The following is a 21,857-nucleotide window of genomic DNA, read 5'->3' on the forward strand; positions in this document are numbered from 1 at the left end:
GTCAGCCAATCAGCAGGCGCAAGTCCATCAGCCACCCGGACGATAGTTCGGTGCTTCGCGGGTGATGGTCACGTCGTGCGCGTGGCTTTCGCGCAGGCCAGCATTGGTGATGCGAACAAATTCTGCACGTTCGCGGAAATCCGCAAGCGTTGCCGAACCGGTATAGCCCATGGATGCCTTAAGACCGCCAACCAGCTGATGGATGATCTGACCAGCCGGGCCTTTGTAAGGAACACGGCCTTCGATGCCTTCGGGAACCAGTTTAAGGTTGTCTTGAACATCCTGCTGGAAATAACGGTCTGCCGAGCCACGCGCCATCGCACCGACCGAACCCATACCACGGTACGATTTGTACGAACGGCCCTGATACAGGATGACTTCACCAGGGGCTTCGTCAGTACCGGCCAGAAGCGATCCAACCATGCAAGTGCTGGCGCCGGCTGCCATCGCCTTGGCAATGTCGCCAGAAAACTTGATGCCGCCATCAGCGATGATCGGAATATCAAGCTTGTGCGCCATTTCACCACATTCAAGAACAGCGGTCAGCTGCGGCACGCCAACACCGGCAACGATACGGGTTGTACAGATTGAGCCCGGGCCGATACCGACCTTGACCGCATCTGCACCGGCCTCTGCCAGTGCCTTGACGGCGTCGGCAGTGGCGACGTTACCAGCAATAATCTGGGTATCGCCAACCTGGGCCTTGATCTGCTCGACTGCCTTGATCACGCCAGCCGAATGGCCGTGGGCGGTATCAATGACCAGAACGTCAACACCTGCCTCAATAAGGGCTGCGGCGCGTTCAAAGCCTGCCTCGCCCACGCCAGTTGCCGCGGCAACGCGCAGGCGACCGCTTTCATCCTTACAGGCGTTCGGGTGGAGTTTGGCTTTTTCGATGTCCTTGACCGTGATCAGGCCGGTGCAACGATAGGCTTCATCCACAACAAGCAGCTTTTCAATGCGGTGCTGGTGAAGGAGTTTCTTGGCTTCGGTGGTATCGACATTCTCGGTCACCGTGACCAGACCTTCGTGGGTCATCAGTTCGGAAACCGGCTGCGAACGGTTGGACGCAAAACGGACATCGCGGTTGGTCAGAATGCCGACCAGCTTGTTCGAACCACGTTCGACAACCGGAATACCGGAAATGTGGTTGGCATCCATCAGGTCGAGCGCATCTGCAAGCGTTTGATCGGGATGAATGGTGATCGGGTTGACGACCATACCCGATTCGAACTTTTTCACGCGGCGAACTTCTTCGGCCTGCTGTGCGATATCGAGGTTCTTGTGAATGACCCCCATGCCGCCATGCTGTGCCATGACAATCGCCATTGCACTTTCGGTAACGGTATCCATTGCCGAGGAAAGCAGCGGGATTCTGAGTTCAATATTCTTGGTAATGCGGGTGTTGGTCTGCACCTGAGCAGGCAGCACTTCTGATGCTGCGGGTTTGATCAATACATCGTCAAACGTCAGGGCTTCGGCAATGCGGGTCATCTGGCCACCTCGTTAATCTGAGTTGGCGCGGAATTTATACACGTTATGCCCCAAATGCCAAGTTTTGTGCGCCCATAACAGCCCTGTGATTTTATTGATGCTTTATTTTGCGCATTCCGTTAGAAACTGGTCGATGGGGCTGCCGTCAGGCGAGCCCCTTTTTCATTTCCGCAAATGCAAGCCTTGGAAACACAGACCTAAAGGCTAAAGACAAACTGGTCGTAATCCATGCCAGCGTCATTCAGCAGGTCAGTGACCATCTTGATCCCGCGCGCCATGCCTTCCTTGCGGTTGGCTTCCTTCGCCTCTTCTTCACACAGCGCCTTATAAAGCGGGATGACCTTTTCGACCGCATCTCGACGCGGCACGCGGCGGTTGGAATGATATCCGATGATCTTGCCATCCGGACCGAAGCTTGGCGTAACGTTTGCCAAGACCCAATAATGGTCACCATTGGCGCTGCGATTGATCACATAGGCGAAAATCTCGCGCCCGGCCTCAATGGTTTGCCACAGCAGGGCAAAGACCGACCTTGGCATATCGGGATGGCGGATGATGCTGTGTGGCTGACCAAGGATATCGCGTTCACGATACCCAGCGACACGCAGGAACGTGTCATTGGCATATGTAATCCTGCCCTTGAGATCGGTCTTTGAGACGATGATCTCATGCTCGTCAAAATGACGTTCCACCCCTGTCAGGCTAAGATTGTCCTGTTTCATCAGATAAACCCCACAAGCAATGGCCACCCCACATGGCCCGTTCCACCCGGAATGCAAGATTAACTTCTTGCCACCTTGATCATTAACGCCTTGGGCGCGATCAGGGTTTGATGTAACGCAACAATGCCTGAAGAATTATAACTATTCCAGTCTATCCCATTGTGGATATTGGAATAATTTATTGATGCCTATTCGATCGGCGACCAGTTGTCGTCTTCGCGGATTTCGGCATTCCTGATGTCGTCCTCTGCGTTATTCTGGCCGCGGAAACCGGTTGCGATCAGGTAGGCCTCGGGACTTTCGGGGCGGGATGCTGGCGGTTTGGCGTGCTTGGTCACCCGGAAGTTCTTTTTGACACGATCAAGAAGCTCGTTCTCGGTACCGCCCTTGAACACCTTGGCAATGAAAATACCGCCCGGTGCCAGAACTTCCTCGGCAAACAGCAAAGCATGTTCGACCAGATCAATAATACGAATGTGGTCGGTCTGGCGGTGACCGGTGGTTTCCGGTGACATATCAGAAATCACGGCATCAACCGCGCCCTGCAATTCGTGCTTGATCATGTCCGGCGCCTTGGGATCAAGGAAATCGGCCTGCAAACAGGTCGCACCCGAAATGCCTTCCCATTCAAGGATATCAAGGCCGACAACCTGACCCTTGCCATGTTTGGAGCCGACCATATCCACCGCCACCTGCGTCCATCCGCCAGGGGCCGCACCAAGGTCAACGATGCGCATGCCCGGTTGCAGCAGATCAAACTGGTTGTTGATTTCAATCAGCTTGAAGGCCGCACGCGAACGATAGCCAAGACGCTTGGCTTCCTGCACATACGGGTCATTGAGTTGGCGATCAAGCCAGCGGGTCGAGGAAATCTTGCGCCCCTTGGCACTTTTTACACGCGTACGCAGGCCACGGCGTGCGCCGGTGTCGATGGCTGCAATGGCCGAACCCTTGCGGCGGCGCTGCCCGCCTTTTCCGCTGCGATTGTCGCTCATGATTTATCCTGAACTGAATTCTGTTTTGGCCAGACCTGCCGGGACATCGATGTCAACCGATCAGGAAGAAGCCGGAATATGCGACACTGTATGACGGCGCGCGTCGCATGGGTCAATAGCGTGGCCGTCTGCGCGCATCAAATCGACGAGAATACCTTCACGCAGGCCACGATCAGCAACCTTAAGCGTCGCCAAAGGCCAGATATCACGAATCGCGGCAAAGATCGCCGCCCCGGCATCCATCAGTTCGGCGCGCTGATTGCCAATGCACGGATGGCCCTTGCGTTTGTCCGATCCCATGCGCAGCAAAAGCTCGGTCACGCGTTCCGCATCATCAAACCGCAGATCAGACCCATCAACCTTGTGACGCTCATACCGTTCAAGTCCAAGGGCAATGCCACAGAATGTGGTGACGGTCCCCGATGTGCCAACCATCTGGACCTTGTCATCATCAAGCATGTCCGAGCAGCAATTACGCTTGGCAAATTCTTCAAGACGCTGGCGGATTTCGGTGCGCATGGCTTCAAACCGTTCGCGGCGTTCCTCGACCGTGGCATAACGTTCGGTCAGGCACAGAACACCGCACGGCATGGACAGGGTTTCAATGCACTGGGTCTTGCCGGTCTTGTCGACCTTGATCCAGCAGATCTCTGTACTGCCACCGCCAATATCAAACACCACCGCATAGGGCCGTTCATCAAGAAGTGCCGAACAGGCCTGAAGCGCCAGACGGCTCTCCTCATCCGGATTGATGATATCAAGCGAGATACCGGTTTCATCGAAAACGCGACGAACGAACTCATCACGGTTATTGGCAGTGCGGCAGGCCTCGGTCGCAACGGCACGAAGCTTTGCCCCCGGATGACGGCGCAGTTTTTTCGCACAGACCCGAAGCGCATCAATCGCCCGATCCATCGCCGCCTCACACAGATAGCCCTTTTCACGCACACCTTCGCCAAGCCGCACCACACGTGAAAAGGCATCAATCACCTTGAAGCCATCATTGCACGGACGCGCGACCAGAAGCCGGCAGTTTGAACTGCCCAAATCAATCGCGGCATAAAGCGGGGCTGTGATGCAATCGACGATGCGCGATGACTTTACGCCACCGTCGGGGACCTGAACGGCGGTTCCCGGTTGTGGCATGCCCGGTTTATCGGGGCCATCAAGCACGGCATGCCCGCCCATTGCAGCGCCGCCTGCCGGGCTGCTGCCCCTGTGCGAGTTGCTATGGGGGGATTGGTGCTTCACCGTTCGAAAACCTGCCTTCTGTTACGCGCATAATTTCTATATTGCGGATCATCATGATATTTATGTGACGATCTCGCGAATCAACTATATGAGTGTAACGACAATCCCCGGCAAGGCAAATCCCGTATGCGGTAATCGCATGGTTGACCAGATGGAAACAAAAAAGGGGTTGCCAAAACCGGGCGGGTTTTATACATAGCGGCCCACACCGCGCCGCACGTCGCGCACGGTGGACCAAGTTTTGTTGGGGAATAGGTTAACGGTAGACCTACGGACTCTGACTCCGTCAGTCCTGGTTCGAATCCAGGTTCCCCAGCCAACCTTTCCGGACATCGCAGCGCATTCTTCGTCCTGCAATTTGTACGTTCCGGGCTATAAATGACGTACGCAAAGTTCTGTTGGGGAATAGGTTAACGGTAGACCTACGGACTCTGACTCCGTCAGTCCTGGTTCGAATCCAGGTTCCCCAGCCACTTTGCCCCAACCTTCCCACGACACTTTTCGACCAACCACAATGTCGCTGAATTGCAGCGCGAACACGTTCGATTTAAAGTGCCCGATCATTGATGGCATCTATTTTGGACGGGGACGTCGCATGAAAAAGGTTTCTGGTGGCTGCCTGTGCGGTAAAATCCGCTTTGAGACAGGAAGTGAACCGCTTCGGGTCGGGCTCTGTCACTGTATGGATTGCCGCAAGCATCACGGGGCGTTGTTTCACGCCTCGGCCATTTTCCCGGAAGCGGCGGTCGAGATCACTGGAAAGACCCAAAGTTATCAGGGGCGGCATTTCTGTCCTGATTGCGGATCGTCGGTGTTTTCATGCAGCGATGACGAGATCGAGCTTCATCTTGGCGCGATGGATGCCCCCGATCAGTTCATCCCGACCTATGAGCTCTGGACGATCCGGCGCGAAAAGTGGCTGCCGCCGCTCCCGCTTGAAGAGCATTACGAAAGAGATCAAACCGAGGATGGTCAGGACACCGTCTAAGCGATCCGACCAACACTCCAAGCCTCACTGGCAAAGTTGATTTTGCTCCGCTGCCCGCCAAGAGGAGATATTTTGCCATTAAGTGGAACCTGCCGCCGTGTTTTACGTTGGGGTACATACGATCTGTGACAAATCACAGGCAGCAAATGCACATTTGGCAACAAAGGAGCATGCGATGCTTACCGATATGTACCGATCCCGACACTCTTCCCAGCCGACAATCATTGATCGCGTCGATCCAGTAATCTGGTCGGACAAGGGCCGTTGCCCTGTGATCTCGACCGAAGATGAAAAATCCTACGAAAAGAACGGCTTTCTGTTTCTCAAAAATGTTTTCAACGAAAAGGAAGTCGCCGAGCTTAAACGAGAAGCTGATCGAGTTGAAAATTCGGATCCGACAGATGAGGAGGTTGTTTCAGAACCGGACAGCAAAGAAATTCGCAGCGTTTTCCGTGTCCACGATAAAAGTGACGTACTCGCGCGGTTGATGTCAGATGAGCGACTGGTCGCGGTTGCCGAACATTTTCTGGATGACGATGTTTACATTCATCAATCGCGGGTCAATTTCAAACCGCCCTTCAAAGGCAGGGAGTTTTTCTGGCATTCAGATTTTGAAACCTGGCACACTGAAGACGGGATGCCGCGCATGCGGGCCCTTTCGATGTCGATCACATTGACCGATAACTCGGCCCATAATGGCCCACTGATGCTGATCCCCGGTTCACACAAACAGTTCGTCTCCTGCGTCGGGGAAACACCCGACCAGAACTACAAAAGCTCGTTGAAAATACAGGAGATCGGCACCCCGGATCAGGATAACCTGTCGCAAATGGTTGACGAGAACGGGATTGTTGCACCAGTAGGCCCTGCCGGTTCCGTTCTGATCTTCGACTGCAATACTATGCACGGATCAGGCACCAACATTACACCCTACCCTCGGTCAAACCTGTTTTTCGTGTACAATGCGATGTCAAACCGGCTTGTCGCGCCCTTTGGCGGAACCAAGCCTCGCCCGAACTTCCTGGCAACGCGAGAGAACATTGTTCCGGTACGTTCCGGCCAACACAAAATACAGGCCGCTGAATAACGCGCTCAGGAAGATCGGAAACAGGGTGGTGATGATCCTTCCGCCCTGTTGAGTTCGCCGGTCGCCTTTTCGGTGACCGGGCTCATGCCCGCCTCGGTGAGGATAATGTCGACCGGGATGTCATATTCGTGCGGCAAAATATCAGCAAGGCGCGTCGCCGCGAAGCCGAGCCCGACGACCAGAGGCCGCACCTTCATCGCAGCAAGTGTCCGGTCAAAAAAACCGCCGCCATATCCCAGCCGGTAACCGCGATCGTCAAACCCGACAAGCGGTGCCACCATAACATGGACCGGCACCATCTCGGTCTCGACCGGTTCGGGGATCCGCGCAAAACCTGGCACCATTTCGGTATCGGGCGTCCAGTCATGAAAGATCATCGCCTGATCCTTGCCCGGAACCACCGGAAGGGCTGCCTTCCCGCCTGATTTGACATGGGCCTTGACCACCGGACGCAGATCAATTTCGTTCTGGATCGGCCAATAAAAACCGATCGTTGCAGCGGGCCGATCCTTGAGGAAGGTCGCGAAATGGCCACGGATTTGATCTGAAAGTTTTTGGTGGGTTTGCGCATCAAGTCCGGCGCGCCAGCCAAGCAAAGCCCGCCTGACCGCGTGGCGCCATTCCGACTGTATGGTTGCATCACCGCCAACAGGTGCGGCAGGAAGATCAAGGATCATGAATGCCCGAAGAGTTTGCGGGTTTGATAAAAGTCACGCGTTCAGGGAGACCAACAAGCGGGCCCCAAAAACGCATAACGCGCCGGAAGGCCGGCGCGTTAACGGTTGTCAGCAAAGAAAGCTGCAAGCCAGATAGAAATTTAGAGAATGGCGAGTTCTTCTGCCGACATGCGGCCGTTGCGACCTTCAATCAGCTCAAACTGAATTTTCTGCCCTTCATCAAGTCCCTGCAGACCAGCACGCTGAACAGCGGTGATGTGCACGAATGCATCTTTGCCGCCCTCGTCCGGGGTGATGAAGCCATAACCCTTGGTCGCATTGAACCACTTAACCGTTCCGGTAGCCATATCCGTAGTCGTCCTTAGTTTAGTATGCGCATCCCCAAAGTCAGGAATGCATGAAAACAGTCCCTGCATTACACCGACCAAAAGCGCAACCACCATCAACCAGAGAGCGACCACACACTTGAAAGATGCACTGCATCGTTTCAATAATTACCCAATTTTCGGCTTAGTGCAATGGATTCATGCATGAAGTTCTTTTTTCGCTACCACGCGTAATCGACCATGTGACGCAGGTCACCATGCGGCACCTGCCCGGAACCAGACACACCCATAGATGAATCAAATGCCGAAACGAATTCCCGTAAAGGTTCTGTGTCGCGGCAGATCAGCGAGATGTCGACGGTGATCACCGGGGGCAGCTCGGCCTCGATGATATCGGTGCGACCAAACATGCGGATATTGGTGCTGTCACCAATGATCCCGGTCAGTCGCCCGGCCGCAAGCAGCTCGACAGCCTGTTCGAGACTTCCGAGATCATGCCAGACGATCTCGCCACGCAGCGACAGACTCGGCCTTGGCAGATTGGCAAGGATTCCGATATCGACCTGCGGCAGGGTCCGGATATCGGCACCGATACGCTGGAAGACGCGAAGTTCGAAGCGAACCTTGCTTTTTGAGGCAATGGTGTCTTCAAAACGTGCGGGGTGGGATGCAAGAATACAGTCGGTCAGCCCCGCATCAAGCGCATCGCGAAAACGGTTATAGGGAAAAACATCAAAGGCAACCGGACGCTGTTGCGCGCCAAGCAGGGTAATGAACCGCCGCTGACCGGGAAGAGCATATCGGCTCCATTTGGTGTCAAACACGATATTGCTGGCAACGCGCACCGCATCAGCTGCGTGCGCACCAGAAACACCAAGACCGCAGACAACAGAAAGCCCGACAAACAGGGCTGCTCGCATCGCTATTCGGCTGGTAACAAGGATCAATTAAACGCCCTGCCCTCGTGGTTCTTACAGATGCCGTCACGCGCAAGCCGTTCCCGGGCAACATTCGACTAATAGCCATATAAGGTCGCCCGACCTGAATACCAGATAGTGATAATAGAAAGACTGCTCCGCTCACAGTCAGGAAGGATGAAATGAAGTTCTTGCGCCAAATTGGGGCAGAAGGCCGCACAGCCTGAAAATAGATAAAATCATCAGATTCTCATGGCAGGCAGAGTGACCATTCTCCGATCCGGCGTCGTATATGCCAGTACCGACTTTTCAGGCGTCAAGCACAAGACGCCGTTGTCACCTGACAATTATAAAGCCATTCATTCGGGATGTCTGAATTTGTCATTGTCTGAGGGGTAGAAGTGCGTGACAAAGCCCCTTGCTTTAGACGATGATAGAGCAAGCCTAATATAAAAAGTATATCTTGCACCCAAATGTGCACGGGCAACCTAGAGCATCGGTTAGTAGCGATGCAGGGTTTAAGTTGGGACACGCTTGACTGAATGGATATGATATTCGGATCGGATAACAGGAAGTGACAGCGACAACCAAGATCGCAAACCCACGCGACATTGCGCACAACGTTATGGCGCTCGTCAACGAGCTCAACTTGCAGCCGACGCCACAGGTTTACCATGTTTTCTACAGCTACCTGACAGACGAGGTGCCCGAACTCAGTCAGTTGATCAAGGTCTTGATCCGCAACACGCAGGATCTTGATGAAGAGACTGTTTTCCGAATTTACCACAAGTACCTCGGCACCCACGCGATGCAACAGCATCTGAAACAGGGGGTCGAGGGGCTGCAGTCTGCTGTCGAACGTGTCGAAATGGCGGTAACGTCGGTCATGCGGGAGACGGATACTTTCTGTGGCGATATCGAGGTCGCATCACAGCATTTGCTGGCCTCGGACATCACATTGGAGGACGCCCGGTCTGTCAGCCGTGGCTTGTCGGAAAGATCCAGCAAGGCGCGCGATACATATAGCTCCTTTAACGGCAGTCTTGAGGAGTATCACAAGGAAGTTCTCAGGGTCCGTACCGAGCTTGAGCTTGTCCGCCGGGATGCCCTGACCGACACCTTGACCGGGATTGCCAACCGCAAGAATTTTGACACCTCGCTGCGCGATGCGGTCACGACGACGATGGAGTCCGGCGCGCCTCTCTCGCTTTTGATGATCGATATCGATCACTTCAAGGCGTTCAATGACAATTTCGGGCACCGTGCCGGTGACGGGGTCCTGAAGGCTGTGGCGCGGGTGCTGGTCAGTTCGACAAAGGGTGCAGACACCGTTGCCCGTTATGGTGGCGAAGAGTTTGCGATCATCCTGCCCGACACCGCGCCAGAGAACGCGGCAAAGCTCGCCAACAAGTTGCGACAGAACGTGTCAAACCAACATATTATAAACAAAAAAACCGGCAAGGATTTCGGCAAGTTAACCGTTTCAATTGGCTTGACGGCCTATAATCTTGGAGAGAATATAATGGAGTTTGTGGACCGTGCGGACAAAGCGCTTTATATGGCAAAGCAGGACGGCAGGAACACCTGCGTCACGCAGTAGGAAGCGCTCTGGCGGACCACGTCATAACAGGGCATGAGTTAAGACATCTCTGAGAACAGAGAGCCTAGATAAAAAAGATCAAAAAAATCAACCAAGACACCGAGCCAACACACGTGTCCTAATAGGCCGAAAAGAACAGAAACGATGGTCTAACAATCGGGTCTGTCATGTACAACATACGTATGGTGTGCAGTGGCCTTGCAGGGCGGAGAAGCAGATGAAGACACCGAACAGCGAACGTAAAATCGAGCTAGAACACAAGATTTTCAAAACGTTCGAAGAATGCCACTTTCAGAAGTCTGATATCTCAGACGAAGCTCTTTTTGTCCTGAAAATGGCAGAAGGATCGGTTGTGTCTTTGCCCCTTAAGGCGATTTGCCGCGAATTCGATATTGATCCGGAATCCAAGGATGGCGATCTGATCAGCCTGATCGACAAGTCGCTTAACTTTGTCAACGTCCTGCGCCCGGGCGACAACCTGCCGCTTGAAGTTCTGACCGGTGAAGCATCATGGGCTGTTGACGAAGATCACAAGGCGATTGCCTATAACCGTATTACCATGCAGTTGGTAACCTGGATGTCGGGGAGCGAAGAACTCATCACCGACCCGGACCAACTGATGCAGATCGCCGAGGACCCGAACACCAAGAAGAAGATCAACCAGGCTTTTGACGAAGTTGCCGAAAAGCTGGGGTTTGGCAAAGAAAACCGCGAAGAAGTCGTCAATCTTGTGCATCAGGTCGCCGATGAGCTGTCCTATATCGAGACGCTGCGCGTTAAGTATCGCAAGATACTGATGGTGGACCGCAAGCTCCAGGACCTTCGCCGCATCTATGCACATGAAAAAGGTGTTCTCGAAACCGTCACACAGGCTATTCGCCTGCTTGATGATGCCAAGAAGAAGTTCGAAAACACGTTTGACGAACTGGATGCCAATACCGGCGAGATCATGTCAGTTCTGCGCAACTTCACGTCGCAGCGTCAATATATCCGAAGCCAGCGTGATGACCTTTACAAACGTCTGCGCGCCTGGGAACCACTGATCGAACAGTGGGAAGAGCTTGAACTGGAACGCGGTCCCAAGGCTGTCAATCTGGTCAAACAGACCTATCAGTTCCTGGCCCCGCGCTTCATGAAGGTCAAGCAATGGCTGCTGATGACCAAGGTGCAGGACGGTGTTTCCGAACAACACAGCTTCAAGAACGAAGACGAACGCATGGGCAAGCTCAAAGGCAAGATGATGCAGTGGTAGCCCTGCCGCCCTGCTGGGAATAGAAAAAGGCGCGCTGTTCAAGCGCGCCTTTTGTGTTTCTAAGCTGCCTTGTCGAACTGCGTTAGCGGGCCTTCTCACCGGTCATGGTGATTTTAAGCGCCACATGGTCATCCAAAACCGCAATCGACTTTGACGCATTTGCCGGCACGGGGACCTTGCGGTCAATGCAATAGGCAATCATCGCAGCCGCAAGTTCTGCGCCTGCGGTTGGCACAATCAGCTTTTGACCTTCATCAGAAGTAACCGTCATACGCGCGATGACTTCCGGTTTGCGTTCCACCTCAAAGCTGCTGATCTGACCGGGCGGCAGCGCTTTGCCGGTGCGTCGACCATGGGCCAGAATTGCCTTGATCAGTTCGCCGTCCTCGAAAACGATACAGCGTATCTCGCGCATGGTCGGAAATCCTCAAAACAGTTGTTTGATTACATATTGTTATGATGAAACAACAAAACAAACACCAAATTCAGGCAACGCGTTGAAATAATGCCCAAAGCACGCCCAAACGCCGCGAACAGCCACCAGATCAGCTGCTTGCCAACCAGACGCCAACGCCGATCATCAATGTTCCTGCAACCCGATTGAGGATGCGCACGTTACCGCTTTTTTCAAGGAAGCGACGCAACGACCGCCCACCGGTGGCATACATCGTCATGCAAATCAGCTCGGTCAGCAGAATGATCGCAACCAGCACCGAAAGCTGTGGCGCGATGGGATGCTGCAAACTGATAAATGGCGGCAGCAGGGAAATCATAAAGGCCCAGCCCTTGGGGTTGGCAATCGCGGTCACAAAGCCCTGTGCTGCCAGCCCGGCGGCTGTTGCTGTCTTGGCACCTTCGACTTCGCCGGAAATTGCCATGCGCCCGCGTGAACGCCACAACTGAATGCCAAGCCACGCCAGATAGGCCCCGCCGATATACTTAAACACCGCGAACACAGCCGGATATTGCAGCATGATCGCCGCCACGCCCAGTGCCGAGGCAACCACAACAATGCCCACACCGATCAGTTCACCCACCATCATCCAGAGTGTGCGTTTCAGGCCGATTGTCATGCCCAGGGTCAGCGCAAGTGTCATGCACATACCCGGCGTAATGGAGACAAAGAAGGCCGTGGGGATGAAGGCCCCGATCAACGACAAACTCAGCATAATGGTTCCTGTGGCTTGGATGGCGCTTCGCCCTGACCGTCACTATTGGGGGCGTGACGTCATCAGGGACGAAATCACTACCCGATTAGTCAAATTCCGACCAGTATCTTTTTGGTATGGCCGAAATGACATTTCGGTTGCCGTGTCGGCCCCCACCAAAACAGCATAATGGCCCGAATATCGTAACAGAAACGCACAAACCAAACCCGGCCCCGCTAAATTCCACTCAAAAAACAGACCAAAAGGTACAAAAATTACTTGACCTGAAGGGGCCCGCCGACGAAATTGGGGACGTCGCCAGCAACAGCTGGCATCCAAAGCCAATTGATGAAGACCGATGACCGCAGACATTTGCAACATTGATGCATATGCCGACCGTGCCGAAGCCACCGCTTCGCGCGCGCTTGCGCTGTCTGCCCTCAACCTAATTTCCGGTCTCCTTGGTCTAGCAGAGCTAGGCGCTCTACGACTTACTCGCCCCTGAGCGAATCATGCCGGTCCGGATCACACAAATAGCTTGTCGATCCATTTGCCGCAGCTCAGGGGAAAAAGTCGCGCCAGACGGCCCGCACTCCTTCCAGACAGAATTTACATACCGGGCAAAGACCCGTTTGATCAGGAAACAAGATAATGGCTAGTGCAAACGACAATCGCGTCATCATTTTTGACACCACCCTGCGTGATGGGGAACAGTCCCCGGGTGCATCGATGACGCTTGATGAAAAGCTGCGCGTGGCGCACGCACTGGCGGAACTGAAGGTTGATGTCATCGAAGCAGGCTTTGCCATTGCGTCGAACGGCGACTTCCAGTCCGTCCATGAAATCGCCAAGCAGGTCAAAGGACCGACCATCTGTTCGCTGGCACGTGCCGCCAAGGGCGACATCGAACGCGCGGCAGAGGCATTGGAACCGGCTGAAAACAAACGTATCCATACCTTCATCTCCACCAGCCCCTTGCATATGAAATACAAATTGCAGATGGAACCGGAACGCGTTCTGGAAAAGGTAATTGAAAGTGTGACGCTGGCGCGCAAGTTCACCGATGATGTTGAATGGTCGGCAGAAGACGGTTCGCGTACCGAACATGACTTCCTGTGCCGTTGCGTCGAAGCGGCCATTGATGCCGGTGCGACCACCATCAACATCCCCGATACGGTTGGCTACACCACGCCGACTGAATATGCCGAACTGATGACCATGCTGTTTAACCGCGTGCCGAACATCGACAAGGCCATCCTGTCGGTTCACTGCCACAACGATTTGGGCATGGCGGTTGCCAACTCGATCTCGGCGGTGAATGCTGGTGCGCGTCAGATCGAATGCACGATCAATGGCCTCGGCGAACGTGCCGGTAACGCCGCACTCGAAGAAATCGTGATGGCGATCAACACCCGTAACGATGCCTTCCCGTTCACCACCGGCATTGATACCACCAAGATCATGAACGCATCGCGTCTGGTTTCCGCTGTTTCCGGCTTTGTCGTACAGCCGAACAAGGCAATCGTTGGTGCCAATGCGTTTGCCCATGAAAGTGGAATCCATCAGGACGGCTTCCTGAAGAATTCCGAGACCTATGAAATCATGAAGCCGGAATCGATTGGCTTGAACAAATCAAGCCTGGTCATGGGCAAGCATTCCGGTCGTCATGCCTTCAAGGAAAAGCTCAAGGAACTGGGCTTTACCGATTTGGGTGATAACGCGATTGAAGATGCGTTTGCACGCTTCAAGGACTTGGCCGACAAGAAAAAAGAAGTCTATGACGATGACATCGTCGCGCTGGTCGATGACGGTATGCGCGACAACGAACATATCAAGTTTGTTGGCCTGACCGTCACCTGTGGCTCCAAAGGTCCGCAGACCGCAGAACTGGAACTGACCGTCGACGGTGAAACCCGCACGGCCAAAACCACCGGGGATGGACCGATTGATGCGACCTTTAACGCGATCAAGGAAATCTATCCGCATGACTGGCGCCTGAAGCTCTATCAGGTGCATGCCGTAACCGAGGGCACCGACGCCCAGGGCACGGTCACAGTCAAACTCGACGGCGAAGACCGTACGGTTGTCGGCAACGCATCGGATACCGATACCGTGGTTGCATCCTGCCTTGCCTATGTCACGGCAGTGAACAAGCTGATCGAAAAAAGCAAGAAAACCGCACCGGATGCGATGGCATCCTAAGCAAAGCTTATTGGTTTACATGCAAAGGGCGGCACCTGTGCCGCCCTTTTCTTATGTGTGAATGGTGGCAAAGCCAACGGTGTGATAGAATTTGACACCCGTGAATGGAGTTGCCCATGACCCGGCCAAGCAAAGCTCTGCGTGCGTTTCCATATGTTCTGATCGTTACGATTGCTGTGGCCCTGTCTGTTGGCATGGTGACAACCTCCACAAACGCGTTCGCACAAACGCCGACAATGCAGTCGGGTCAGCCTGTCACCGTACCGTCATTGCCCTACCCCAAAAGTGGTTTGAGGCAACGCCTGATTGCCGCCGGGAAAGCCATCCCTAGCGTTGATGAAAGCCTGCAAGCGGGTATTCCAGCTGTTTATTTCGAACCGGCTGCGGGCAATGGAGACACAAAGCCGCCTTACCCTGCCATGGTCGCCCTACCCGACTGTGACAATCATTTTCCGGAAACGTGGATCAATATCCTGCGACAAAGCGGATACGCGGTGCTTTTGATTTCGCCCCCCGATGCCCATCCGACGCAGGATTATTGTGGTGGCGGGGAACTTCAAACGCCAAAACACGGTCTGTCCTATTGGGCATTCGATGCCATCAGCGCACTTGATTACCTTGCCGGGGTAAAATCCATTGCGCCTGAAAACATTGCCGTCTTCGGATATGGCTATGGTGCTGGCGCAGCTCAGCTGGCGATTTATCGCGATGGGCATGCCAAACACTACCAACACCGATTTAAGGCGCTTGTCGGGCTAAGGCCGCAATGTATGTCGGAAATGGACAACTTTGTGCCCAGCCTGCTTGTGGCTGTCAAAAATGATCCGTTTAACCCGCCGGCATGGTGTGAATGGCGTATGGATCGCGACCTTTACGACGGGCGCGAACTCGTTAGATTTGAAGTCGTTGAAAGCAGCGAAATGATTGAAAAACAAACGACTCGCAAAACGTTGCAAATAGAAAACAGTCCGCTTGTAGTCTCACTGGTGACAGATTTCCTTTCTGCAATGGGCCTCTCAGAAAATATAGGACGAAATTGAATTTCTCCGCCAAGACCATATTACTGATCATGTTTTTGATGCCTTATTTCAGGAAAATTACGCGCCTTAATTATTCCTCAATCCCCTGAGCAGATTATTCGTGCATCGGCTTATTCCTTACGCTATCAAAGCCGGTACATTCGCTTTTGAGATTTTACTTTTAACCGGGGCATAGGGCAGGAATGTTTTCCAAGCTTCTTGGGGTTTTATCCTCCGACATGGCGGTGGATCTGGGCACCGCGAACACACTGGTTTACGTTAAGGGGCGAGGCATCGTTCTGAACGAACCATCCGTGGTGGCCATTACCGACGAAAAAGGCAAGAAACAGGTCCTTGCAGTTGGTGAAGAAGCCAAACAGATGCTCGGTCGTACCCCGGGGTATATTCAGGCGATCCGCCCGTTGCGTGACGGCGTTATTGCGGAATTCCACATCGCCGAGGAAATGATCAAGCACTTTATCCGCAAGGTCCATAACCGTCGCAACTTTGCCAGCCCGGAAGTCATCATCTGCGTACCGTCGGGTTCGACCGCAGTTGAGCGCCGCGCCATTCAGGAAAGTGCAGAAAGTGCTGGCGCGCGTAAAGTCTGGCTGATTGACGAGCCGATGGCCGCTGCCATTGGTGCCGGCCTTCCGGTGACGGAACCGACCGGCTCCATGGTTGTCGATATCGGCGGTGGTACCACCGAGGTTGCCGTTCTCTCGCTGGGCGGCATCGTCTATGCGCGTTCGGTACGTGTCGGTGGTGACAAAATGGATGAAGCGATCATTGCTTACATCCGTCGCACTCATAACCTTCTGGTCGGCGAAAGCACCGCCGAACGCATCAAGAAGGAAATCGGTTCTGCCTGCGCTCCGGATGACGGTGATGGCGCAACTGTAGAAATCCGCGGTCGTGACCTGATGAACGGCGTTCCGAAGGAACTGCTGATTTCTGAACGCCAGATCGCAGAAAGCCTTGCAGAGCCTGTTTCGGCAATCATCGAGGCGGTGAAAGTCGCCCTCGAACAGACCCCGCCGGAACTTGCTGCTGACATCGTGGACAAGGGTATTGTCCTGACCGGTGGCGGCGCGATGCTTGGCAACCTTGATTATGTTCTGCGTCATGCAACCGGTCTTCCGGTTTCGATTGCAGATGATCCGCTTTCCTGCGTTGCACTGGGTACCGGTCGCGCGCTGGAAGAGAAAAAGATGCTGCGTAACGTCCTGCACACAGCATACTGATAAAAAAGCGGCCTTGAATATCATCACCGGGTCGTATCCTTACTGGACGCGACTCGGTGATTTCGTTATGGTTGAATATCCCGCACGGGATGAAGAACAACCTTTTGGGAATTCGCGGGGAATACATTGGCACAGCATGGTGGTCCGCAGCAGCGTATCTTCTCGCCGTTACGCACGGCCCTTCACCGCTTCGCTTTCATACTGCTGATTTTATCGGCTTTTGGCCTGATGCTTCTGGGCAAGGCCGATACCGTTCTGATCGAGCGTATCCGCGCCGCGTCGGCTGATCTGGTATCGCCGGTGATGAACGTCATTTCCCGCCCTGCGGCCAGCATCAACGAGCTGACCGACAAGATTTACAACCTCGCCCATCTTTACGAAGAAAACGAGCGCCTGCGCCGCGAAAACCAGCAACTGCTGGCCTGGCAGCAAGCCGCACGTAATCTGTCACATGAGAATGCCCGGCTTCGTGATCTGGCAAGCTACACCTCCCCGCCTGCCCTGCATCTGGTAACCTCCCGCGTGATTGCCGATATGGGGGGTGCCTATGCCCACAGCGTGATGATTTCCGCCGGATCGCGCGACGGCGTTGCCAAGGGGCAAGCCGTGATTTCGGACGAAGGTCTGATTGGTCGCGTTGCCGAGGCAGGGTATCAGGCGTCACGTGTTCTTTTGATCACCGATATCAACTCTCGTGTGCCGGTCGTTGTGGAAAATTCGCGCGACCGTGCATTTCTTTCCGGTGACAACACCAACCGCCCGCTTCTGACCTTCCTGACTGCGGATGCGGCCGTGGCACCGGGTGACCGTATTCTGACATCCGGCCATGGTGGTGCGTTCCCGCCAGGCATTCCGATCGGGGTTGTATCATCGGTTTCCGAAAATGCCGTTCGCGTTGCCCCGATGTTCCGCCGCCATCAACTGGAATATCTGCGTGTTGCTGATTACGGTCTTCAGGGCATCCTGAGCGAGGACCGCATTCGCCAAAGCCAACCGTCCAACGATGCAAACATCACTGAAGTATCGCCGGATCTGCCTGATGGCGTCGGGATTGTTCCGGCAGGCCCGACCGGCAATGAAGGCACATCACCCTCCACCAACGCGGCAGGGGAAGCCCAGTGAAACCCGGCGTCTGGCATCGACTGGACATTATTGCCCGCGGCCTTTTCCCTGCCTTCAGTGTTTTCGCTCTGTTGCTGATTAATCTTCTGCCGCTCAGCGTGCCGTTGTTATCAACCGCCTCACCGGCACTGGCATTGATGGCTGTGTTTTACTGGTCGGTTAACCGCCCTGACCTTTTGACGGCTGTCACGGCCTTCCTGCTGGGCCTGTTGCAGGATCTGTTGATGGGCTTGCCGCTTGGCGTCAGTTCGCTTGTGCTCGTGCTGGTGCAGACCGGTTCGGCAAGTCAGGGGCGCTTTTTCCATAACAAGCCGTTCAGTGTGATGTGGTGGGGCTTTGCATTGGTGGCCATTCCGGCACTTTTGGTTCAGTGGCTGCTGAGTTCGGCCCTGATCGGTGCATTGTTGCCCTTCAAGGCCACCATGATCAGCTATGTGTTGACAGCTGCCTTGTTTCCGATTGTTGCCTGGGTTCTGGCGCGCGCACAAAATACCCTGTTGCGTTATGTCTAGGCTGCCATGCGCGATTGATGAACTGCGCAATATTGATGTTTTGGCAACGGCTACTAGCTATGATGGGGAAAGGCTGTTTTAATCCACGATCAACCGGGATAAAACGGGCCAGAAATTGAACACTCGGCCTTACGGCTACTGACGAAATACAGGTATCCAACGCCCATGTGGCATCGTGACTCAGACCGGTTCAGACTGTTTACCCGACGCGCCCTGATGCTTGGTGCGGGCAAGGGTGTATTGCTGACTGGTCTTGCCGCGCGCATGTACTACCTGCAGGTCCTTGAAAGCGACCGCTATCAGACGCTGGCCGATGAAAACCGTATTTCGCACCGCCTGCTGCCGCCACCGCGTGGACTGGTGACCGACCGTTTCGGTGCGCCGCTTGCCGTAAACCGGCAGAACTATCACATAATGATCGTGCGCGAACAGACACCCGATGTCCGCCGCACGCTTGAAATACTGGACCAGATCATCGAACTTGGCCCCGACACCATCGAGCGCGTCGAACGCGATGCGGCCCGTCGGCGTTCCTTTGTTCCGGTCACAGTGCGCGACAACCTGACATGGGATGAGGTCGCACGCGTCGGCGTCAATGCACCCGACCTTCCCGGCCTGATCATTGATGCCGGACGATCACGCGACTATCCCGAAGGACCGCACCTTGCCCACACGCTGGGTTATGTTGCCGCGGTATCCGAAAAGGAACTGACAGGCGATCCGCTTTTGGAATTGCCGGGCTTTACCATTGGCAAAAGCGGCGTTGAAAAGGTTTATGACCTGGCACTGCGTGGCACGGCCGGCACCAGCCAGGTAGAAGTCAACGCACTGGGTCGCGTTATTCGTGAACTTGAACGCGAGGAAGGTGACAGTGGCAACACGGTTGTCATGACGCTTGATCTTGAATTGCAGCGCTACACCAATCAGCGATTGTCGGATCAGGAAAGTGCCGCCGCCGTGGTTATGGACATCCATAATGGTGAAGTGCTCGCCCTGTCGTCACATCCGGCATATGACCCGAACGCCTTTACCAATGGCATTTCGCACAAGCTTTGGAACAGTCTGGTCAACAACCCGTATGCACCGCTTTCCAACAAGGCTGTGAACGGAACCTATGCGCCGGGTTCGACCTTCAAGATGTGCGTCGCACTTGCCGGACTGGAAGCGGGCATTATTTCGCCCAACCAGAAATTCTTCTGTAACGGGCATCTTGATCTTGGGAATGCACGTTTCCACTGCTGGAAACGCGGCGGTCATGGCTGGATGAACATGCATGACTCCATCAAGCATTCCTGTGACGTCTATTATTACGAAATTTCGCAGAAAATCGGGATCGACCGCATTGCGGCCATGGCAAACAAGCTGGGCCTTGGAGAAGATACCGGCATTGACCTTCCCAACGAACGTAGCGGCCTGATCCCGACCAAGGACTGGAAGGAAATCCAGCTTGGCAAACGCTGGCAGGGCGGTGAAACACTTATTGCCTCTATCGGGCAGGGATATGTTCTGGCAACGCCGTTGCAACTTTGCACGATGACTGCGCGTCTGGCCTCGGGCAAGGCGGTGCGCCCGCACCTGACGCGTGACAACGTTACCCCCGAAGGCGTTACCAGCCGCCAGGCGGAAGAATTCCCGGAACTTCAGGTCAGTCGCGCCAACCTGGCCCGAATTCGTGATGCAATGAACGGTGTGACCAACGAATTGCGCGGCACTGGCCATGGCGCACGGATTGCCATCAAGGGCATGGAAATGGCTGGTAAAAGTGGTACCAGTCAGGTTCGCCGCATCACCATGCGCGAACGCCAGACAACCGGGGTGCTCGATAACAATGACTTGCCGTGGAAATACCGTGACCACGCCCTGTTTGTCGCCTTTGCGCCGGTCGATAACCCGCGTTACGCCTGCTCTGTGGTCGTTGAACACGGTGGCGGTGGTTCGAGTGTTGCGGGCCCGATTGTACGTGACCTGCTGCTAAAAGCGCAGGAACTGCAATCTGCGCGTCAGGGTATCTCGGCGGCAGACCAGCCAAATAGTGCAAATCTCCGGCGCAATCCGGCCCATACCGATCAGGACGAGGGTTAAGCCATGGCAGGAAGCAGATTTCGCATTGGTGAAGACCCGGATTATGTGCCGATTGGCCGCCGGCTATTGTTGCTGAACTGGACGCTTGTTCTTTTGATCGCAGCCCTATCTGGCATCGGCTTTGCCATGCTCTATTCCGCGGCCAACGGATCACTGCAACCCTGGGCCGAACGCCAGATGATGCGTTTTGCGGTGGGTGCGGCACTGATGATCATCATCGCAGTAACCGATATACGTGTCTGGCTGAAGCTTGCCTATTTCTCGTATTTTGTTGCGCTGATTTTACTGGTAGCGGTCGAAATCAAGGGCGATATCGGCATGGGTGCACAGCGCTGGATCAATCTGGGTTTCTTCCAGTTGCAGCCGTCTGAACTGATGAAAATCTCTTTGGTTCTGGCACTTGCACGGTATTTCCATGGTTTGACGACCGAGGATGTCGGTCGTATCCCGCTTTTGATTCCGCCGATCTTGATGGTTCTTGCGCCCTCTGCCCTCGTATTACGCCAACCTGACCTTGGCACCACGTTGCTTCTGATTGCCGGGGGTGGTGTGATTTTCTGGCTGGCTGGGGTGCGCATCTGGAAGTTCGCGCTTGTTCTCGGCACGGCACTTGCGGCCATTCCGATTGGCTGGCAGTTCTTGCGCGAATATCAGAAGAACCGCGTTCTGACCTTCCTGAACCCGGAAAATGATCCGCTTGGTGCGGGCTATCACATTACGCAATCAAAGATCGCGCTTGGGTCTGGCGGGCTGTTTGGCAAAGGGTTCATGTTGGGTTCACAAAGCCATCTGAACTTCCTGCCGGAAAAACAGACCGACTTTATCTTCACCATGCTGGGCGAAGAATTCGGCTTGGTCGGTGGCATGGCGTTGCTGGGCCTTTATGCGCTGGTGATCACCTATGGCTATGTCATCGCACTGCGCTGCCAGAACCAGTTTGGGCGCCTTGTTGCAATCGGTGTGACCTCAACCTTCTTCCTTTACGTCTTTATCAACATCGCCATGGTGATGGGGCTGATTCCGGTGGTTGGCGTCCCGTTGCCACTTGTGTCCTATGGCGGCACGGTGATGATGACCATTTTGGTCAGCTTCGGCCTTTTGATGAGTGTATCAATCCACCGCGACATCCGGATTTCCCGGCAGGGCAATGACGACGGCCGGAATTAAAGACACGCATTCCTGACGCACATGCATCCGGCGTCGCACCGGAACTATCCGA

General features: G+C 54.5%; 20 protein-coding genes and 2 tRNA genes. 13 read left to right on the plus strand and 9 right to left on the minus strand.

Features of this window, described 5'->3' with window-relative positions:
• Nucleotides 1-27: 27 nt before the first annotated feature.
• From guaB to FHI25_RS18860, 4 genes are all read right to left on the minus strand, one after another.
• Nucleotides 28-1,494 (minus strand): IMP dehydrogenase, encoded by a 1,467-nt coding sequence (guaB, locus tag FHI25_RS18845; protein WP_064782292.1) that lies wholly within the window; start codon nucleotides 1,492-1,494, stop codon nucleotides 28-30.
• A gap of 197 nt (nucleotides 1,495-1,691) precedes the next feature.
• Nucleotides 1,692-2,216 carry a PAS domain-containing protein gene (locus FHI25_RS18850; RefSeq protein ID WP_040824713.1) on the minus strand — a complete coding sequence of 175 codons (525 nt, stop codon included), beginning with the start codon at nucleotides 2,214-2,216 and terminating at the stop codon, nucleotides 1,692-1,694.
• Between the two features lie 188 nt (nucleotides 2,217-2,404).
• Nucleotides 2,405-3,211 carry an RlmE family RNA methyltransferase gene (locus FHI25_RS18855; protein ID WP_082923611.1) on the minus strand — a complete coding sequence of 269 codons (807 nt, stop codon included), beginning with the start codon at nucleotides 3,209-3,211 and terminating at the stop codon, nucleotides 2,405-2,407.
• Nucleotides 3,212-3,271: 60 nt separating this feature from the next.
• The gene (locus FHI25_RS18860) at nucleotides 3,272-4,462 is read right to left on the minus strand and encodes a Ppx/GppA phosphatase family protein (protein ID WP_349238035.1); all 1,191 of its coding nucleotides are present in this window, start codon (nucleotides 4,460-4,462) and stop codon (nucleotides 3,272-3,274) included.
• A gap of 245 nt (nucleotides 4,463-4,707) precedes the next feature.
• On the opposite strand from FHI25_RS18860, the gene FHI25_RS18865 reads away from it, so the two are divergent.
• The 4 genes from FHI25_RS18865 to thpD all read left to right on the plus strand — a co-directional run bounded on the left by FHI25_RS18865 (nucleotide 4,708) and on the right by thpD (nucleotide 6,537).
• A tRNA-Gln gene (locus tag FHI25_RS18865) sits at nucleotides 4,708-4,781 on the plus strand.
• Between the two features lie 80 nt (nucleotides 4,782-4,861).
• Nucleotides 4,862-4,935 (plus strand) — tRNA-Gln (locus tag FHI25_RS18870).
• A 122-nt stretch (nucleotides 4,936-5,057) separates the two neighbouring features.
• The gene (locus tag FHI25_RS18875) at nucleotides 5,058-5,450 is read left to right on the plus strand and encodes a GFA family protein (RefSeq protein WP_210520425.1); all 393 of its coding nucleotides are present in this window, start codon (nucleotides 5,058-5,060) and stop codon (nucleotides 5,448-5,450) included.
• Nucleotides 5,451-5,625: 175 nt separating this feature from the next.
• Nucleotides 5,626-6,537: an ectoine hydroxylase gene (gene thpD, locus FHI25_RS18880; RefSeq protein ID WP_210520428.1), complete on the plus strand. Its 912-nt coding sequence runs from the start codon at nucleotides 5,626-5,628 to the stop codon at nucleotides 6,535-6,537.
• Between the two features lie 5 nt (nucleotides 6,538-6,542).
• Here thpD and FHI25_RS18885 read toward each other — a convergent pair whose 3' ends face one another.
• The 3 genes from FHI25_RS18885 to FHI25_RS18895 all read right to left on the minus strand — a co-directional run bounded on the left by FHI25_RS18885 (nucleotide 6,543) and on the right by FHI25_RS18895 (nucleotide 8,487).
• The gene (locus tag FHI25_RS18885; RefSeq protein ID WP_210520431.1) at nucleotides 6,543-7,214 is read right to left on the minus strand and encodes a 5-formyltetrahydrofolate cyclo-ligase; all 672 of its coding nucleotides are present in this window, start codon (nucleotides 7,212-7,214) and stop codon (nucleotides 6,543-6,545) included.
• 140 nt (nucleotides 7,215-7,354) lie between these two features.
• The gene (locus tag FHI25_RS18890; protein WP_008892097.1) at nucleotides 7,355-7,561 is read right to left on the minus strand and encodes a cold-shock protein; all 207 of its coding nucleotides are present in this window, start codon (nucleotides 7,559-7,561) and stop codon (nucleotides 7,355-7,357) included.
• 200 nt (nucleotides 7,562-7,761) lie between these two features.
• Nucleotides 7,762-8,487, minus strand: coding sequence for a hypothetical protein (locus tag FHI25_RS18895; protein ID WP_210520433.1), 726 nt, complete (start codon nucleotides 8,485-8,487; stop codon nucleotides 7,762-7,764).
• 544 nt (nucleotides 8,488-9,031) lie between these two features.
• Here FHI25_RS18895 and FHI25_RS18900 point away from each other — a divergent pair.
• Both FHI25_RS18900 and FHI25_RS18905 read left to right on the plus strand, forming a co-directional pair.
• Nucleotides 9,032-10,057 carry a GGDEF domain-containing protein gene (locus FHI25_RS18900; protein WP_210520441.1) on the plus strand — a complete coding sequence of 342 codons (1,026 nt, stop codon included), beginning with the start codon at nucleotides 9,032-9,034 and terminating at the stop codon, nucleotides 10,055-10,057.
• A 217-nt stretch (nucleotides 10,058-10,274) separates the two neighbouring features.
• Entirely contained in the window at nucleotides 10,275-11,309 is a 1,035-nt protein-coding gene (locus FHI25_RS18905) for a hypothetical protein (protein ID WP_210520444.1), read from the plus strand.
• 82 nt (nucleotides 11,310-11,391) lie between these two features.
• Here FHI25_RS18905 and FHI25_RS18910 read toward each other — a convergent pair whose 3' ends face one another.
• Both FHI25_RS18910 and FHI25_RS18915 read right to left on the minus strand, forming a co-directional pair.
• Complete coding sequence (locus FHI25_RS18910) at nucleotides 11,392-11,724, minus strand: hypothetical protein (protein WP_008892093.1); 333 nt, start codon at nucleotides 11,722-11,724, stop codon at nucleotides 11,392-11,394.
• A 130-nt stretch (nucleotides 11,725-11,854) separates the two neighbouring features.
• On the minus strand, nucleotides 11,855-12,478 hold the full coding sequence (locus FHI25_RS18915) for a LysE family translocator (protein ID WP_210520447.1): 624 nt from the start codon (nucleotides 12,476-12,478) through the stop codon (nucleotides 11,855-11,857).
• Nucleotides 12,479-13,108: 630 nt separating this feature from the next.
• Between FHI25_RS18915 and FHI25_RS18920 the strand changes: the two genes are divergently transcribed.
• The 7 genes from FHI25_RS18920 to rodA all read left to right on the plus strand — a co-directional run bounded on the left by FHI25_RS18920 (nucleotide 13,109) and on the right by rodA (nucleotide 21,805).
• A complete protein-coding gene (locus FHI25_RS18920) occupies nucleotides 13,109-14,659 on the plus strand; it encodes a 2-isopropylmalate synthase (RefSeq protein ID WP_008892090.1) in 1,551 nt (516 codons plus the stop codon).
• A 116-nt stretch (nucleotides 14,660-14,775) separates the two neighbouring features.
• On the plus strand, nucleotides 14,776-15,699 hold the full coding sequence (locus tag FHI25_RS18925; RefSeq protein WP_210520449.1) for an alpha/beta hydrolase: 924 nt from the start codon (nucleotides 14,776-14,778) through the stop codon (nucleotides 15,697-15,699).
• Nucleotides 15,700-15,881: 182 nt separating this feature from the next.
• Entirely contained in the window at nucleotides 15,882-16,922 is a 1,041-nt protein-coding gene (locus tag FHI25_RS18930; RefSeq protein ID WP_008892088.1) for a rod shape-determining protein, read from the plus strand.
• Nucleotides 16,923-17,048: 126 nt separating this feature from the next.
• Nucleotides 17,049-18,044, plus strand: a complete 996-nt coding sequence (gene mreC / locus FHI25_RS18935) for a rod shape-determining protein MreC (protein WP_210520451.1) — start codon at nucleotides 17,049-17,051, stop codon at nucleotides 18,042-18,044.
• On the plus strand, nucleotides 18,041-18,556 hold the full coding sequence (gene mreD / locus FHI25_RS18940) for a rod shape-determining protein MreD (protein WP_008892086.1): 516 nt from the start codon (nucleotides 18,041-18,043) through the stop codon (nucleotides 18,554-18,556). The genes mreC and mreD overlap by 4 nt, the downstream gene beginning before the upstream one ends.
• A gap of 165 nt (nucleotides 18,557-18,721) precedes the next feature.
• The gene (gene mrdA / locus FHI25_RS18945) at nucleotides 18,722-20,638 is read left to right on the plus strand and encodes a penicillin-binding protein 2 (protein ID WP_064781899.1); all 1,917 of its coding nucleotides are present in this window, start codon (nucleotides 18,722-18,724) and stop codon (nucleotides 20,636-20,638) included.
• Nucleotides 20,639-20,641: 3 nt separating this feature from the next.
• A complete protein-coding gene (gene rodA, locus FHI25_RS18950) occupies nucleotides 20,642-21,805 on the plus strand; it encodes a rod shape-determining protein RodA (RefSeq protein WP_063090283.1) in 1,164 nt (387 codons plus the stop codon).
• Nucleotides 21,806-21,857: the final 52 nt, after the last annotated feature.

The sequence above is a fragment of the Thalassospira sp. ER-Se-21-Dark genome, from assembly GCF_017922435.1.
Classification (GTDB): Bacteria; Pseudomonadota; Alphaproteobacteria; order Rhodospirillales; family Thalassospiraceae; genus Thalassospira.